Origin of the sequence: Thermomonospora umbrina (genome assembly GCF_003386555.1) — a bacterium.
Taxonomy (GTDB): domain Bacteria; phylum Actinomycetota; class Actinomycetes; order Streptosporangiales; family Streptosporangiaceae; genus Thermomonospora; species Thermomonospora umbrina.
On sequence record NZ_QTTT01000001.1, the window covers coordinates 1,885,524 to 1,899,392 of the forward strand.

Consider the following 13,869-nt stretch of genomic DNA (forward strand, 5'->3'; position numbering starts at 1 on the left):
GATGGCACGTGGCCAGCACGTAGGCCCGTTCTCACTGCGACGCCGCACCACACAGAACGGCAACACCACCCCAGACCCGTGCCGGCTGAATGCGGCATGTCGCCAGCGCGGAAGCCCGTTCCCTTCGCGATCCCGGCCTCGCCGCACCAGGACCGGCCGCCCCCGCACACCCACAGCCCCTGGAGAGGGACGCCAGCGCGGCGGCCCACTTCTCCACGTCCCCGCCAGCGACCTGTAGATGTCAGGTCCACCGATGCCGAGGCCCGTACCCCCCGATACCCGACCTCGCCGCACCAGGGCCGGCGGTGCCGCCCCGAAGCCGCAGCGCCCCTCAAGATTGCATAGCCAGTGCGTCAGTCGTTCGTTCGGCGGCCTCCACGTCCGTTCCCGCAAGCCCGAGGGTGAGGTGCCGAAGCCGCGCTACCCGGTAGCGCCCTGGAGACGGTATGTCGGCGGGGCGTCAGTTCGTGGAGGGGCGACGTAGCGTGCGGACCTGTGGGGACAGGAGGGCCAGTGCGGCCGCCGTCAGGATGAGGAGGCCGCCGCCCGCCGCCGTGGGTTCGGTGCCCGCCGTCGCGGCCACCGGTCCGGCGACGAGCAGGCCGAGCGGTGCGAGGGTCAGGGCGCCCAGCAGGTCCCAGCTCCGGACGCGGGAGAGCACCTCGTTGGGGACGGAGTTCTGAACGGTCGTCGCCCAGAACGTGGCGAACGTCGTCTGGCACACTCCCGCGACGAGCATCGCGCAGGCCAGTACGGGCCAGGCGGAGCCGGCGGCCAGGAGCAGCATGGGAACGCCCAACGGGGCGATGAGCAGCACCGCCGCCATGATGGGGCGAAGCGGGTACCAGTGGGCGGCGATCCGGCCGCCCACGAGCGTCCCCAGGGCCTCGCAGCCGGCCACGAGCCCCCAGGCGCGAGGGCCGCCATGCCCTTGGGACATGTACAGCGGCCCGATGACCCCGTTGAAGGCGCTGATCACGGCGATCACGACGGCGCCCTGCAACGCGATGACCCACAACCACTGACGGGCGGCGAACTCCCGCCACCCCACCCGAAGCTCGGCCAGCGGCGACGAACGGCCGTGGGTGTGGGCCTGCAGCCCCAACCGGGCGAGCAACCCGGCGCTGACCAGCAGGGCGACGCCGTTGAGCGCCGCGGCCCAGCCCGGTCCCACGGCGGCCACGACCACGCCCGAGAGCGCCAGCCCGATGATCAGCCCGGTCGCGGCGGCCTGACGCAGCAGGGCGTTCGCCACCTGCCGGGTCTCCCCCTCGACGAGGTCGGCGACGATGCCCTCCACCGCCGGGGAGAACAGCGCCGTTCCGACCCCGACCAGCACCGCCAGACCGCACACGAGGGAAAGGGGCGCGGCCCCCGCCATGAAGCAGGCGGCCAATCCGGCCCACGTGCAGGCGGAGAGCAGGTCCGCCCCCACCAGCACGCGGTTCCGGCGGAATCGATCGCTGATGATCCCGCCCGCGAGCACCAGCAACAACTGCGGGATCGCCTCACACGCCAGGACCAGCGACACCCCGCCGGCCCCATGCCCGAGCTCCAACGTCCCCCAGGTCAGCGCCAGCCGCCCGAACCCATGCCCCGCACTCGACGTCACCCGCGCCGCGAACACCGCAGCGACCTGCCGGTCCCTCAGCAGGCGTAAGAGCGTCGGTTCCCCCACCACAACGAGTCACGCTACGCACCCGTCCACCTCCGGAGGGTGCCGCCCTGCCGGTACGCCCCCCGTTCGCCCGAACTCGCGCACGGCGAACGCCCTTCGCCCCGGCAGAGGACGGCCGCCAACGACCGGCGCCACACCCCTTGGCAGGCGAACGAACAAAGCCCGACGACGCCTACCCAACAACGCGACGCACCAGAGCCAGACGGCGCTCGGGGGCAGTTGTTTGGCGACTTGCGCGAACGCGACGGACGCGGATGAGGCGACGGACGCTGGGGCGAACAATCCTCGGCGACGCGCACAGCAACGCGACGCACCCGGACCCGGCAACGCCCCGGGACGATTGCCTGGCGACGTGCCCACCGCCACGGACCCGGATGAGACGACGGCCCGGGGAGAGCCAATGCCCGCGACGCACACAGCAACACGACGGACCCAAACCAGGCGGCACCCGCGTGCAATGCCCGGCGACGTACGCAACGCGACAAACCCGCACGCGACCACAGACCACGGGAGGCCAATGCCCGGGACGCACACAGCAACACGACGGGCCCGAACCGGACGGTACCCGAAGGGATGCCCCGCGACGTACGCAACGCGACGGTTCCGGACGGGACCACGGGGCCGGGCAGGACAGGCCAGAGACGCGGCAGCAACGCGACGGCCTCGGACCAGGCGGCGCTCGGAGGGCGGTGCTTGGCGATGTGCGCCACGCGACGGACCGAAATGCGACGACGGGCCACGGGCGGCCAATGCCCGGGACGCGCACAGCAACGCGACGGACGCGCACGCGACCACAGACCACGGATGGCCAAATGCCCGGGACGCGCGCAACAACGCGACGGGCCAAACCAGACGGCGCTCGGTGGCAGTTGCTTGGTGACCTGCGCGAACGCGACGGACGCGGATGAGGCGACGGAGCCGGGGACGAGCAGTCGCGGGGCAGGAGCGTTGGATGTCGCCGCCCTAGCCGAGCCTGTCGTAGACCTTCGCGGGGGACGAGCAGTCGCGGGGCAGGAGGGCGTTGGATGCGAATGAGCCGACGGGCAGGGAACGGACAATGGCAGGGGACGCGCCGTTCGGGCGGGGGTTGGTGAGGGCGCGCCGTTCGGGCGGGGGTTGGTGTGGCGGTGTGCGGTGGGGGGTTCAGGCCAGGTTGTGGCGGGTGTAGGCGGGGGGGCGCCAGCCGAGGATGCCCTCGATCATGCGGACGGCGGGGACGATCTCGGCGACATCGTGGACGCGGACGATGCGGGCGCCCTGCAGAATGCAGATCGAGACGGTGGCTATCGTCGCCTCGATCCGTTCCCGTTGGTCGCGGTCGACGGTCTCGCCGATGAAGTCCTTGTTGGAGACGGCGGCCAGGACCGGATGGCCGATATCGGCGATCTCGGTGAGGCGGCGGGTCAGTTCGAGCGAATGGTAGGTGTTCTTGTTGAGGTCGTGACCGGGGTCGATGATGATGCGGTCGGCGGGAATTCCCCGGCTCAGGGCGACGTCCACGCGGGCCCGCAGGAAATCGGCGACCTCACGGGTCACGTCCTCATAGGTGGGGCGCGGAAAGGGAGTGCGCGGGTTCGCCAAACTGTGGGTGACGATGAGCACGGTCTTGCACTCGGCCACCACGTCGGCCAGGCCGAGGTCGTGAATGCCGCTGGTGTTGTTGAGGACGTCGGCGCCGGCGGCGAACGCGGCGCGCGCGACCTCGGGACGGTAGGTCTCCACCGAGATCACGGCCTCGGTCCGTTCGCGGGCCGCCGCGATGAGGGGGACGACCCGGTCGATCTCCTCCTGCTCGCCGACCTCGGGACCCGGGCCGAAGGGGACGCCACCGATGTCCAGCCAGTCGGCCTCGTTGGCAATGGCGTTCTCGACGGCCTCGATCGCCTTGTCGAGTGCGAAGGTCCGACCCCGGTCGTGGAACGAGTCCGGGGTGCGGTTGATAATCGCCATCACCGCGACCTGGCGGGAGAAGTCAAAGGTCCGGGCGCCGATGGTCCGTCGAGGACTGATGATGTCCGGATGGTAGATCTTTGATTCCCGTCCCGCCACCGTTCCTACCCACCTTCAGTCGTGATCCCGACCAGCATAGCGGCTGCGGTCTCGGCACCGGACGCACCCGGCCGGGCCGTCCGCCGAGGGACCGTCGACCCAGGTGAGCACCCCTGCTCCGAGCGGCGAGCCGCCGGTGTGATGAATGGTCCAGAGGATTTCCCCCCTCCCGGACGGCGCGGACGGGGACCATATTCAGAACGACATCGATTCACCGGACGAATCCTTGGAGTTCGTCCGCCCTTCCGTTCGATTCGGCTCCTTCGCCGACCTTTCCCGCGATCGGGTCGCCGTGCGTTCCGTCGTCATGTCGGCAACGGACCGATGAGCGAGGCGCCGAAGGAATGCAGGCCCTCGTCCACGCCATCCCGGAACGGAGGCACCCGTCTCGACCGTCGCCGCCACCGGGTCGAGAGCGGAGTACCGACTGAACCGACGGACCCCGGCGGCATGATCATGGCGACGGCCCAGGCGCTTCCGATGCCATGGCCGGCCCGCGGCGATGCGGTGAGGACCCTCCCCCGCACACTGCTCCGACCCGCCCGGAAAGGCGGGGTTCGCCTGGTAGTGAGAGTGCCCCCGGCAGGATTCGAACCTGCGGCACACGGTTTAGGAAACCGTTGCTCTATCCCCTGAGCTACGGGGGCCCGACGCCGGTCTGAGCCTAGCGGACCCGGCCGGGCGTTCGCTGCGCGCGGTGATCATTGCACGCGGGTGCGCCGCGGCCCGGGTGAGGTCCGCCGCCTCGGCCGTCGTCCGGTACAGGGTACGACGTCGGGCGGGCGTTCTGCGCGGGGATATCCGGCTGATGCGCCCGTGACGCCGTGGCCGTCGCCGGGCTTGATCGTTCCCCGTGCGGGCGAGGCGGCTCCGGGGGGTTCCAGGTCGGTTCGACCCGGGTTCGAGAGGGGGGCCGGAGGCTCGACGTGCAGGCACGGAGCGTCGGGAGGGAGTGGGCATGGGCGATGCGGTGAAGGCGGTCAAGCCGGTCACGCTGGTCACGGGTGCCAGTGGGGGGATCGGGCTGGAGGTGGCCCGGCGGCTCGCGGAGCGGGGGGCGCGGGTCCATCTGTGCGCGCGGCGGGCCGAGGAGTTGGCCGCCGCGGTGAAGGCGTTGCAGGACGACGGGCTCGACGTCGACGGGACCACGTGCGACGTGGCGGACGCCGAGCAGATCCGGGAGTACGTCAGGGCGGCGGTCGAGCGGTTCGGGCCGGTGGACATCCTGGTGAACAACGCGGGGCGCAGCGGTGGCGGGGTCACCGCGCAGATCGCCGACGAGCTGTGGCTGGACGTCATCAACACCAATCTCAACAGCGTGTTCCTCATGACCAAGGAGGTGCTCAACGCCGGGGGGATGCTGGCGAAGGGGCGGGGGCGGATCATCAACATCGCCTCCACGGGAGGCAAGCAGGGCGTGGTGCACGGGGCGCCGTACTCGGCCTCGAAGCACGGGGTGGTGGGGTTCACCAAGGCGCTCGGGCTGGAGTTGGCGCGGACCGGGATCACCGTCAACGCGGTGTGTCCGGGGTTCGTGGAGACGCCCATGGCGGCGAAGGTGCGGGAGCACTACGCGGGGATCTGGGAGGTCTCCACGCAGGAGGCGTTCGACCGGATCACCGCGCGGGTCCCGATGGGTCGGTACGTGGAGACGCGGGAGGTCGCCGCGATGGTCGAGTACCTGGCGGGCGACGAGGCCGCGGCGGTCACCGCCCAGGCCATCAACGTCTGCGGTGGGCTGGGCAACTACTGACCGCGCGGGCCGGAACCGCCGGCGGGCGGGGACCCTCCCGGTGAGGGCCCGCCCGTCGGCGTTCCGGTTCACCGCGCGGGCGGCGGAAGGTGCCGCCGGTCGCCCAGCGCGTCGAGGATCGCGTTCTGTCTGCGGTCGCGTTCCCGGCTGAGGTCCTCGAACGATCGTCGGCCGAAGGTTCGGTCCGCCTGCCGGAGCAGCAGATCCCTGGTCCGTTCGTCCATGGGCGGGCGGCCGAGCCCCTCCCAGAAGGGTTCGAGGTGGACGCCCAGGTGGTCGAGCCAGTGGCGGAGGCCGCCGGGGCCGCCGTTGAGGTGGAGGGCCTGGAAGGGGCCGATCGTGGCCCAGCGCAGGCCGATCGACGAGGTGACGATGGTGTCGAGCTGTTCGACCGTCACCACGCCCTCCCGGACGAGGTGGACGGCCTCGCGCAGGAGAGCCGACTGGAGCCGGTTGGCGGCGAAGCCCGGGAGGGCCCGTCCGAGGACCACGGGCACCTTGCCGAGGCCCCGATAGAAGGACACGACGCGTTCGACCAACTCGGGGGGTGCCGCCTCGCCGGTCACCACCTCCACCAGCGGGACGACGTGCGGCGGGTTGAACGGGTGCCCTACGACGACCCGTTCGGGTTCCTTGAGGCGGACGCCGAGGGCCGCCGGGGTGAGGGTCGAGGTGGACGACAGCAGCAGGGCGTCGGCGGGGGCCGCCCGTTCCATGCGGGCGAACAGGTCCTGCTTCAGCTCCAGGTCCTCGGGGGCGTTCTCCTGGACGGCGTCGACGCCGTCGAGCGCCCGTTCCAGGTCCGGTTCGACGGTGAGCCGGTCGAGCAGCGCCTCGGGAGGGGCGGCTCCTGGAACGGCGGGGGCGTGGAGTTCGAGGGCCTCCGCGACGAGGCGGCGCGCGTCGGGGCGGCGGCTGTTCACCCGGACGTCCAGGCCCCTGGCCAGGAAGAGGGTGGCCCAGCCGAGCCCGATGGTGCCGGCGGCGACGACGGCGACGGTGCGGGGCGCGGCGGTCATGCGCCGGCCCCCGACGTGCCGGCGCTCGGGGCGGTGCCCGCGCTCGGGGCGGTGGCGGCGTGGGCCAGCGTCGCCCGGCTGTTGCGCCCGAGGGCCTCCCGCACATGGGCGCGGGCGTCGGCCAGGCCGTGGCCGGGGCCGAGGACCTCGACCACCGCGGACGGATCGAGGGCGACCGTGTGCCGTGCGGTCGCCACCGCGCCGGTGGCGCCTTCGGAGAAGGTCCACAGGCCGCAGTGGCCGAGCAGCAGACGCGGGGTGACCCGCTGTTTGTAGGCGATCCACTCGGGGGCGCGGCAGATGCGGATCGAGGAGGTGGTGTGCGTGGAGCCGTCCGCGGTGACGGTGTCCATCTCCAGTTCCTGGACCCCGGGCGTCGGCTCGCCGAGCCGTACCCGGTCGACGTGTGGAAGGCGTTCCTCCCAGAGGTCCGCCCGCTCGACGAAGTCGTACGCCGCGGCGGCCGTCGTTCGCGACAGTTCCACCGTGTCGGTGAACGAGAAGACCACCGCGTCGACGGGGTGCCCGATCTCGGCGACGCGGGCGAGCGCCGCGAGTTCCTCCGGGCTGTTGCGATGCAGCGCCTCGGTGATCCACTCGACGGCCCCCGGGTCGTCGTCGACCGCGCTGAAGTGATGCCGCAGCACCACCTCGGTCCGGCCGTCGGCCAGCGGCCGGAACGACCACTCCCCGCCCATGGAGGCGACGGGAGCCCGGCTGCGCTGTTGGGCGAACGTCACCCGCGGGCGTCCGGGGTCGAGGGTGCGGCGCGACACCCAGTCGGCCACACCGCCGTTCACGAGCGCCCAGATCTCGAACCGCTCGGCCGTCGCCGTTCGTTCCAGATGACGGACGTGGACGCTCGGGCCGAAGATGACCGGCCAGCGCGTGACGTCCGCCACCAGGTCGTACACGGTGGACGGCGGGGCGGCCACCACGAGCCGGTGCTCGGTGCGGTGCAGGGGCGGGGCGCTCACGCGGCGGCCACCGAGTTCGCCAGCTCCAGCAGGGCCACCGGGGTCTCCGCGGCGACGACGTCGTCGTCGGGCAGGTCGATGCCGTAGTCCTGCTTGATGCGCGCCGCGGTCTCCATGAGCGCGAGCGAGTCGTAGCCCAGCTCCTCGAACGTGCGGTCCGAGAAGTCGGCGTCCAGCTCGATGCCGGCGCACTCGACGAGCACGCGGCGCAGGTCGTCGATGCCGATCTCTGCCATGTCGTTCTCCTCCAGGGGTTCAGTTCTGCGGGGCGCGGACGACGAGGGCGGAGTTGAAGCCCCGCCGGCCGCGCGCGAGCACCATCGCGGCGGCCACCGGGAGCCGGCGCGGCTCGCCGAGGACCAGGTCGAGGCCGTAGTCGGCGGGTACCCGGGTGGTGTTGGCGGTCGCCGGGACGAGGGCGTCGCGGATCGACAGCAGGGCGGCGACCAGGTCGAGCGGGCCACCGCCGGCGTAGAGACGGCCGGTGAGCCCCTTGGGCGCGGTCACCGGGACGCCGCGGTCGCCGAACAGCCCGCTGATCGCCGCGGCCTCGGCGCGGTCCAGCTCCGGGATGCCCGCGGCGTCCGCGTAGACGACGTCGATGTCGGCGGGGCCGAGGCCGGCGTCGGCGAGCGCCAGCTCGGCCGCCCGGCGCAGCCCGGGGGGTCGTCCCGAGCCGGGTCTCGGGTCGAACGTCGCCGCGTACCCGGCGATCTCACCGTAGATCGTGGGCGCGCCGCGGTCGCGGGCCGAGTCGGCGTCCTCGACCACGAGCATCGCGCCGCCCTCCCCGGGGAGGTGGCCGCCCGCGGAGGTGTCGAACGGCACGTAGGCGCGCTTCGGGTCCTGCACGGTGCTGACCCGTCCGCCCGCGAGCTGGGACGCCCAGCCCCACGGGTCGAACGCGGAGTCGACGCCGCCGCTGACCACGAGCGCGGTGCCCCGGCGGACGGTCCGGCGGGCGTGGCCGAGCGCGTCCAGCCCGCCGGCCTGCTCGGCGACGAACGCGGCGCCGGGGCCCCGCATCCCGTTGCGGATCGAGACCTGGCCGGTGGTGACCGCGTAGAACCAGGCGAACGACTCGTAGACGCTGACGAACTCCGGCCCCTTGCTCCACAGCTTGTGGAACTCGCGGTGGGTGAACTCGAAGCCGCCCAGGGCGTTGGAGGTGATCACTCCCATCGCGTAGTCGGCCAGGTCGCCCTCGTTCACCGCGGCGTCGGCCAGCGCCCAGTCGGCGGCGGCCAACGCCAACCGCGTGGAGACGTCGGTCTGGGGGAGCAGCCGGTTCGGCAGGTGCTCCCCGGCGTCGAAGTCCGTGATCCGCCCCGCCCATCTCGTCGGGTGGCCCGAGGCGTCGAACCGGTCCAGCTCCCGGATCCCGCTGTGCCCGGCGAGGGTCGCCCGCCAGAACCGTTCGGTCCCCAGGCCGTTGGGGGCGGCCACGCCGATGCCGGTGATCACCGCCCCGCCGCTCACCGGTCCACCTCCGGACGGCGCAGCACCATCGCGCTCTGGAACCCGCCGAATCCGCTGCCGACCGTGAGCACGGTGTCGACGCGCAGGTCGCGTGCGGTCAGCGGCACGTAGTCCAGGTCGCACTCGGGGTCGGGCCGGTGGAGGTTGGCCGTGGGGGGCACGACGTCGTGCTCGATCGCCAGGGCGCAGGCCGCGATCTCGATGGAGCCGATGGCGCCGAGCGAGTGCCCGACCATCGACTTGATCGAGCTGACCGGCACCCGGTGGGCGTGCTCGCCGAGGCTGCGTTTGAAGGCGGCGGTCTCGTGCCGGTCGTTCTGTCGGGTGCCGGAGCCGTGCGCGTTGACGTAGTCGATGGCGGTGGGGTCCAGCCGGGACTGGTCCAGCGCGACCCGGATGGCCTCGGCCATCTCCCGGCCGTCCCTCTTCAGGCCGGTCATGTGGTGGGCGTTGCACCGGGTGGCGTAGCCCGTGACCTCCGCGTAGACGTGGGCGCCCCGGGCGCGGGCCGCCTCGAACTCCTCCAGTACGAACATCGCGGCGCCCTCGGCGAGCACGAACCCGTCGCGGCTCCCGTCGAAGGGTCGCGAGGCGTGCTCGGGGTCGTCGTTGCGCGCGGTGGTCGCCTTGATCGCGTCGAAGCAGGCGACCACGATCGGGGTGATGGGCGTGTCGGTGGCGCCCGCGATCATGATGTCGACGGCGCCCTCGCCGATGAGGGCGGCCGCGTGGCCGACCGCGTCCAGGCCGGACGTGCAGCCGTCGGACACCATGGTCACCGGCCCCTCCGCGCCCACCTCCCACGCGACCTCGGCGGGCATCGCCCCCGGGCTGAGGTAGTCGAACATGTGCGGGGACAGGTAGTCGGGGTCGACCAGCCACTCGCGACCCGCGTCGGACATGACCAGGTACTCGTTCTCCAGGCTGGTCGCCGAGGCGACCGCGCTGCCGAGGGCGACCCCGCGCCGGTGCGGATCGGCGGCCTCCAGGTCCAGACCGCTGTCGGCGACCGCGTCGCGCGTGCACGCGACCGCGAACTGGGTGGCCCGGTCCATCCGGCGGATCTGGCGCGGGCTCAGGCCCTCCGCCACCGGATCGAAGTCGGCCTCGGCGGCGACCTGGGACCGGAAGGGGGACGGGTCGAAGAACGAGATCCGCCGGGTGGCCGTACGGCCCTGGGTCAACAGCTCCCAGAACTCCTTGGTCCCCGTTCCGCCCGGGGCGCGGACTCCCATCCCGGTGATCACCACACGGCGGGACACGTCGCACCCCCAGGGTTCGAGCAGGACATCGTGATTACGTTCCTTTCGCCTTCACCGGCCGACTCAGGCGTTCGTCGACCGGCGGCGGACAGACGCCGTGAAGCGACTCCCAACCTGTGGCCCCGCGCTCGAGGGCTGCTCGAAACCGGATGGGTCACCGCTGGACGCGTGAGGACGACCCGTGCGTCGGGCGGTGCGGGAGGGCGCTTCGCGGGTCGGCGTCGTTCACGACCAAGAATGTTCTTCGCGTTTTCGGTCGGCGGAGAACGCACCGTTCGCGAAACTCGACGGGATGTCCAATGTCCGCCCGCGATCAGGCGTCCCCGAGTGGTCCGCGTCGGGCCCGACGCTCCCCCCGACACCCGGGCCCGGGAGCGTTGACCAATTCTGTGTTATCCTCTACTGCGGTAAGAAATGGCCCCATTTTTGACCGTCCGAGTATAGTTGCATTCGCCGTAACTCCGATCCCTGGGATTCTTGGAGTCACCGTGCACAGAGTCGCTTCGACAGTCCGATGGCGCACCGTGGAGACGGCGTGATCACGATCCTCCTCGCAGAGGACGTGCGAATGATCCGCGGCGCGCTGACCGCACTCATCCACCTCGAGGACGACCTCCGGGTCGTGGCCGAGACCGACCGCGGGGACTCCATCATCCGGTTGGTGCACGAGCACCGTCCCGACGTCGCCGTCATCGACATCGACCTGCCCGGCCTGGACGGGCTCTCGGCCGCCGCCGAGCTGCGGGAGAAGTTCCCCGACTGCAGGGTCCTGATCCTCACCGGGCTCGCGCAGGCGGGGCTGCTGCAGCGGGCCGTCGCGGTCGGGGCGGGAGGCTACCTGCTCAAGGACGCGCCGCCCGCCGAGCTGACCGAGGCCATCCGCAAGGTGGCCGCGGGGCACCGGGTGTTCGACCCCCAGCTCGTGCTGGCCGCGTCCCACCACCCCACGACCCCGCTGACCGGGCGGGAGATCGAGGTGCTGCGGCTCGCGGCGGAGGGCGACACCCCGCACGAGATCGCCGATCGGCTGCAGATCTCGGTTCGGACCGTCCGCAACCACCTCACGGTGATCGTCAACAAGCTCAACGCCCGCAACCGGATCGACGCGGTCCGCATCGCCAGGGAGGCGGGACTGCTGGTCTGAGCCCGGCGGCGGGCCGGGCGGGGGCTCAGGCGCCGGTGGTGACCGCCACCGGCACCTCCGCCACCAGCCCGAACCAGCCGTTGCGCTGGACCCCGGCGGAGAGCCGGCCGTCGATCGCGCGCAGCCGGTCGGCCAGGTTGGCCAGGCCGGCCCCGCCGACGCCGCCGAGGGGCCCGGCGGCCGGCGCGCGCCCGCCCACGCCGTCGTTGAGGATGGACAGCACGATGACGCCGTCCTGCTCCGCCGCCTCGATCCGGCAGTGGCGGACGCGGCTGTGGCGCAGGACGTTGGTGACCCCCTCGCGGAGCACGGCGGCCAGCACCGTGTCGACCTCCGGGGTCGGCGCGTCCAGCGAGATGTCGACGTCCACCCTGACCTCGTCCATGCCGAGCACGTCCCGGGCGAAGGCGGCCTCGCGGGAGAACGACATGGTCCGGTACTCGTTCGACATCGACCGCACGTCGGTCAGCGCCCGTTCGCACAGGGCCAGCAGCGTGCCGGCCTCCTCGTGCGCCCGGTGCGGCCGGGCGTAGATGTCGCGCTTGATCAGCTCGCCCTTGGAGGCGATCACGAAGAGGCTGCCGCCGACCAGGTCGTGCAGATCCCGGGAGAACCGGAGCCGCTCCTCGGTCACCGCGGCCCGCGCCATCGACACCCGGGTGTCGTGGACCGCCGACACCAGCTCGGCGAGCCGGGCGACGCTGAACATGATGATGCCGCCCACCAGGGTGGTCTCGCTCAGACAGGCCGCCGTCACCAGCGACAGCCCGGCGTAGAGCGGGTAGACGACCATCGCGACGCCGATCAGGCCGAAGGCGGTCCAGCCCACCCGGCGGGGTGTCAGCAGCAGAAGGGAGCCGGCGAAGAAGCCCGTCATCACCTCCCACCGCGACTGCTGGAGCATCACGAACATCACCACGAGGGAGCCCTGCACGGTGAGCGTCATGGCCCGCTGGGCGACCGGCGCGCTCCGATACTCCGGCCGGGAGTGCACGAACTGCAGCGCGCAGATCAGCACGATCGCCATCGCGCAGATCGGCTTGGCGCGCGGATCCATGGACTGCCCGAGCAGGCTCAGCAGCCGGAACCCGGAGAACGCGAGCAACAGCGCATAGAGCATTCCACGCGCCGTCCGCGGCGGTGTGATATCCGCATCACGCAGGCGCAGATACCATTCTTCCTCGGAAAGATGACCGCCGCGGCGGTGCGACACGCTTTGATGCAACATTTTCGCACCCACCCGTGATCTTTGATCAGCGATGTGGCGATGGGTTATCACAATACAGCCACATTAACCAGCTTGACCTTTACCCGCAACCAAGGCCGTTGGACCGTGATCAGCAATGGCCCACCACCTCGGGAAATGCGAAATATGACTTACCTCACGTTGCCGCGGACGGATGGTGTCTTACGATGGGCCTCGGGGTCACGCCGCGGGTCGACCGGGGGTATGTGCCCCCTCGTTCGGGGGCACCGACGCGCGGTGCCATTCCTGAAGGGACACCGGCTCGGGCGGGGACGCGGCCGAGCGCAGCGCGTCCACCCCGAGGGCCGCCGCGGCGAAGGCCCGAAGGCCGGTCAGGACGGGGACGGAGCGTTCCGCCGCCGCCCTCCGGATCCCCCGCAGATGCGGGACGTCCGCACCGCCGCCCGGCGACAGGACGACGAGGTCGACCCGTCCGTCGCGGAGGAGGCGCACGATCTGGTGCGGCTCGGACGGCCCCCCGGCCCACGCGTCCACCGTCGCGGCCTCGACGCCGTTGCGCCGCAGACTCGCCGTGAGGGCGGGGGCGGCGAGCAGTTCGAAGCCGTACCCGGCCAGCAGGCGCGCGGGAAGGATCATCTGACGCCGATCCCCGTCGGCGACGGACAGGAAGACCCGCCCCTTGGTCGGCAGCGGGAGGCGCGCGGCCGCCTGCGACCCGGCGAAGGCGGCGCCGAACCCCGCGCCGACCCCCATGACCTCTCCGCCCGACACGGTCCTGCGCACGGCGATGGGGGCGTCCGCGGGCGGGGCTCCGCCGTCTCCCCGTTCCCGCAGCACGCCTTCCCCGCGAAGGTCGGCGATGGTCGCCCCCCAAGGCGATCCTGGCCGCCGCGGCGGCCAGCGGTGTCGCGGTGGCGGTGGAGACGAACGGCACGGTGGGCGACGCGCCCGGGAACACCCCGAGCACGTGCAGGGCCTCACCGGCCACCGCGAACCGCACCCCCAGCAGGCCGCGTATGCCGACGGCGCGGGCGACGGCCTCGGCCGAGGCGCGCAGCCGTTCGACGTCCCCCCGGCCGAGGGTGACCGGCGGCAGCGCGCAGGCGGACTCGTCCGGGCGGCCACCGGTGGCCTCGACGTTCTCCAGGACGCCGCCGATGTACGACTCCTCGCCGTCGTAGAGCGTGTCCACGGCGACCTCCGTCGCGAAGTGCGGGCGCCGGTCGTCCGCCGGCGCGGTCGGATCCCGCCGGGTCGGCAGGTCGCCGAGGCGATCGTGGTCTCCTGCGCGGTCGATCGCC

At 72.2% G+C, this 13,869-nt stretch carries 11 protein-coding genes and 1 tRNA gene; 2 read left to right on the top strand and 10 right to left on the bottom strand.

The genetic code is table 11. The features are described from left to right. Positions 1-460: 460 nt before the first annotated feature. The 3 genes from DFJ69_RS08165 to DFJ69_RS08180 all read right to left on the bottom strand — a co-directional run bounded on the left by DFJ69_RS08165 (position 461) and on the right by DFJ69_RS08180 (position 4,374). Positions 461-1,678 carry an MFS transporter gene (locus tag DFJ69_RS08165; RefSeq protein WP_170177574.1) on the bottom strand — a complete coding sequence of 406 codons (1,218 nt, stop codon included), beginning with the start codon at positions 1,676-1,678 and terminating at the stop codon, positions 461-463. 1,143 nt (positions 1,679-2,821) lie between these two features. Then, complete coding sequence (gene folP, locus DFJ69_RS08170; RefSeq protein ID WP_116026484.1) at positions 2,822-3,628, bottom strand: dihydropteroate synthase; 807 nt, start codon at positions 3,626-3,628, stop codon at positions 2,822-2,824. Positions 3,629-4,301: 673 nt separating this feature from the next. Then, positions 4,302-4,374 (bottom strand) — tRNA-Arg (locus DFJ69_RS08180). A gap of 311 nt (positions 4,375-4,685) precedes the next feature. Here DFJ69_RS08180 and DFJ69_RS08185 point away from each other — a divergent pair. Continuing rightward, positions 4,686-5,480, top strand: coding sequence for an SDR family NAD(P)-dependent oxidoreductase (locus DFJ69_RS08185; protein WP_211328545.1), 795 nt, complete (start codon positions 4,686-4,688; stop codon positions 5,478-5,480). A 68-nt stretch (positions 5,481-5,548) separates the two neighbouring features. Here DFJ69_RS08185 and DFJ69_RS08190 read toward each other — a convergent pair whose 3' ends face one another. Genes DFJ69_RS08190 through DFJ69_RS08210 form a run of 5 tightly spaced genes read right to left on the bottom strand, consistent with a single transcriptional unit; the run spans position 5,549 to position 10,217 of the window. Then, positions 5,549-6,499, bottom strand: a complete 951-nt coding sequence (locus DFJ69_RS08190) for a 3-hydroxyacyl-CoA dehydrogenase NAD-binding domain-containing protein (protein WP_116021919.1) — start codon at positions 6,497-6,499, stop codon at positions 5,549-5,551. Then, complete coding sequence (locus tag DFJ69_RS08195; protein WP_116021920.1) at positions 6,496-7,476, bottom strand: aromatase/cyclase; 981 nt, start codon at positions 7,474-7,476, stop codon at positions 6,496-6,498. The genes DFJ69_RS08190 and DFJ69_RS08195 overlap by 4 nt, the downstream gene beginning before the upstream one ends. Then, the gene (locus tag DFJ69_RS08200) at positions 7,473-7,712 is read right to left on the bottom strand and encodes an acyl carrier protein (protein ID WP_116021921.1); all 240 of its coding nucleotides are present in this window, start codon (positions 7,710-7,712) and stop codon (positions 7,473-7,475) included. Before DFJ69_RS08200 ends, DFJ69_RS08195 begins: the two co-directional genes overlap by 4 nt. A gap of 19 nt (positions 7,713-7,731) precedes the next feature. Continuing rightward, the gene (locus DFJ69_RS08205) at positions 7,732-8,955 is read right to left on the bottom strand and encodes a ketosynthase chain-length factor (RefSeq protein WP_116021922.1); all 1,224 of its coding nucleotides are present in this window, start codon (positions 8,953-8,955) and stop codon (positions 7,732-7,734) included. Then, the gene (locus DFJ69_RS08210) at positions 8,952-10,217 is read right to left on the bottom strand and encodes a beta-ketoacyl-[acyl-carrier-protein] synthase family protein (protein ID WP_116021923.1); all 1,266 of its coding nucleotides are present in this window, start codon (positions 10,215-10,217) and stop codon (positions 8,952-8,954) included. Before DFJ69_RS08210 ends, DFJ69_RS08205 begins: the two co-directional genes overlap by 4 nt. Positions 10,218-10,752: 535 nt before the next feature. On the opposite strand from DFJ69_RS08210, the gene DFJ69_RS08215 reads away from it, so the two are divergent. After that, positions 10,753-11,361 carry a response regulator transcription factor gene (locus tag DFJ69_RS08215; protein ID WP_116026486.1) on the top strand — a complete coding sequence of 203 codons (609 nt, stop codon included), beginning with the start codon at positions 10,753-10,755 and terminating at the stop codon, positions 11,359-11,361. A 25-nt stretch (positions 11,362-11,386) separates the two neighbouring features. Here DFJ69_RS08215 and DFJ69_RS08220 read toward each other — a convergent pair whose 3' ends face one another. Further along, the gene (locus DFJ69_RS08220) at positions 11,387-12,481 is read right to left on the bottom strand and encodes a sensor histidine kinase (RefSeq protein ID WP_170177575.1); all 1,095 of its coding nucleotides are present in this window, start codon (positions 12,479-12,481) and stop codon (positions 11,387-11,389) included. Between the two features lie 306 nt (positions 12,482-12,787). Beyond that, complete coding sequence (locus tag DFJ69_RS35390) at positions 12,788-13,321, bottom strand: hypothetical protein (protein WP_342769901.1); 534 nt, start codon at positions 13,319-13,321, stop codon at positions 12,788-12,790. Between the last annotated feature and the right edge of the window lie 548 nt (positions 13,322-13,869).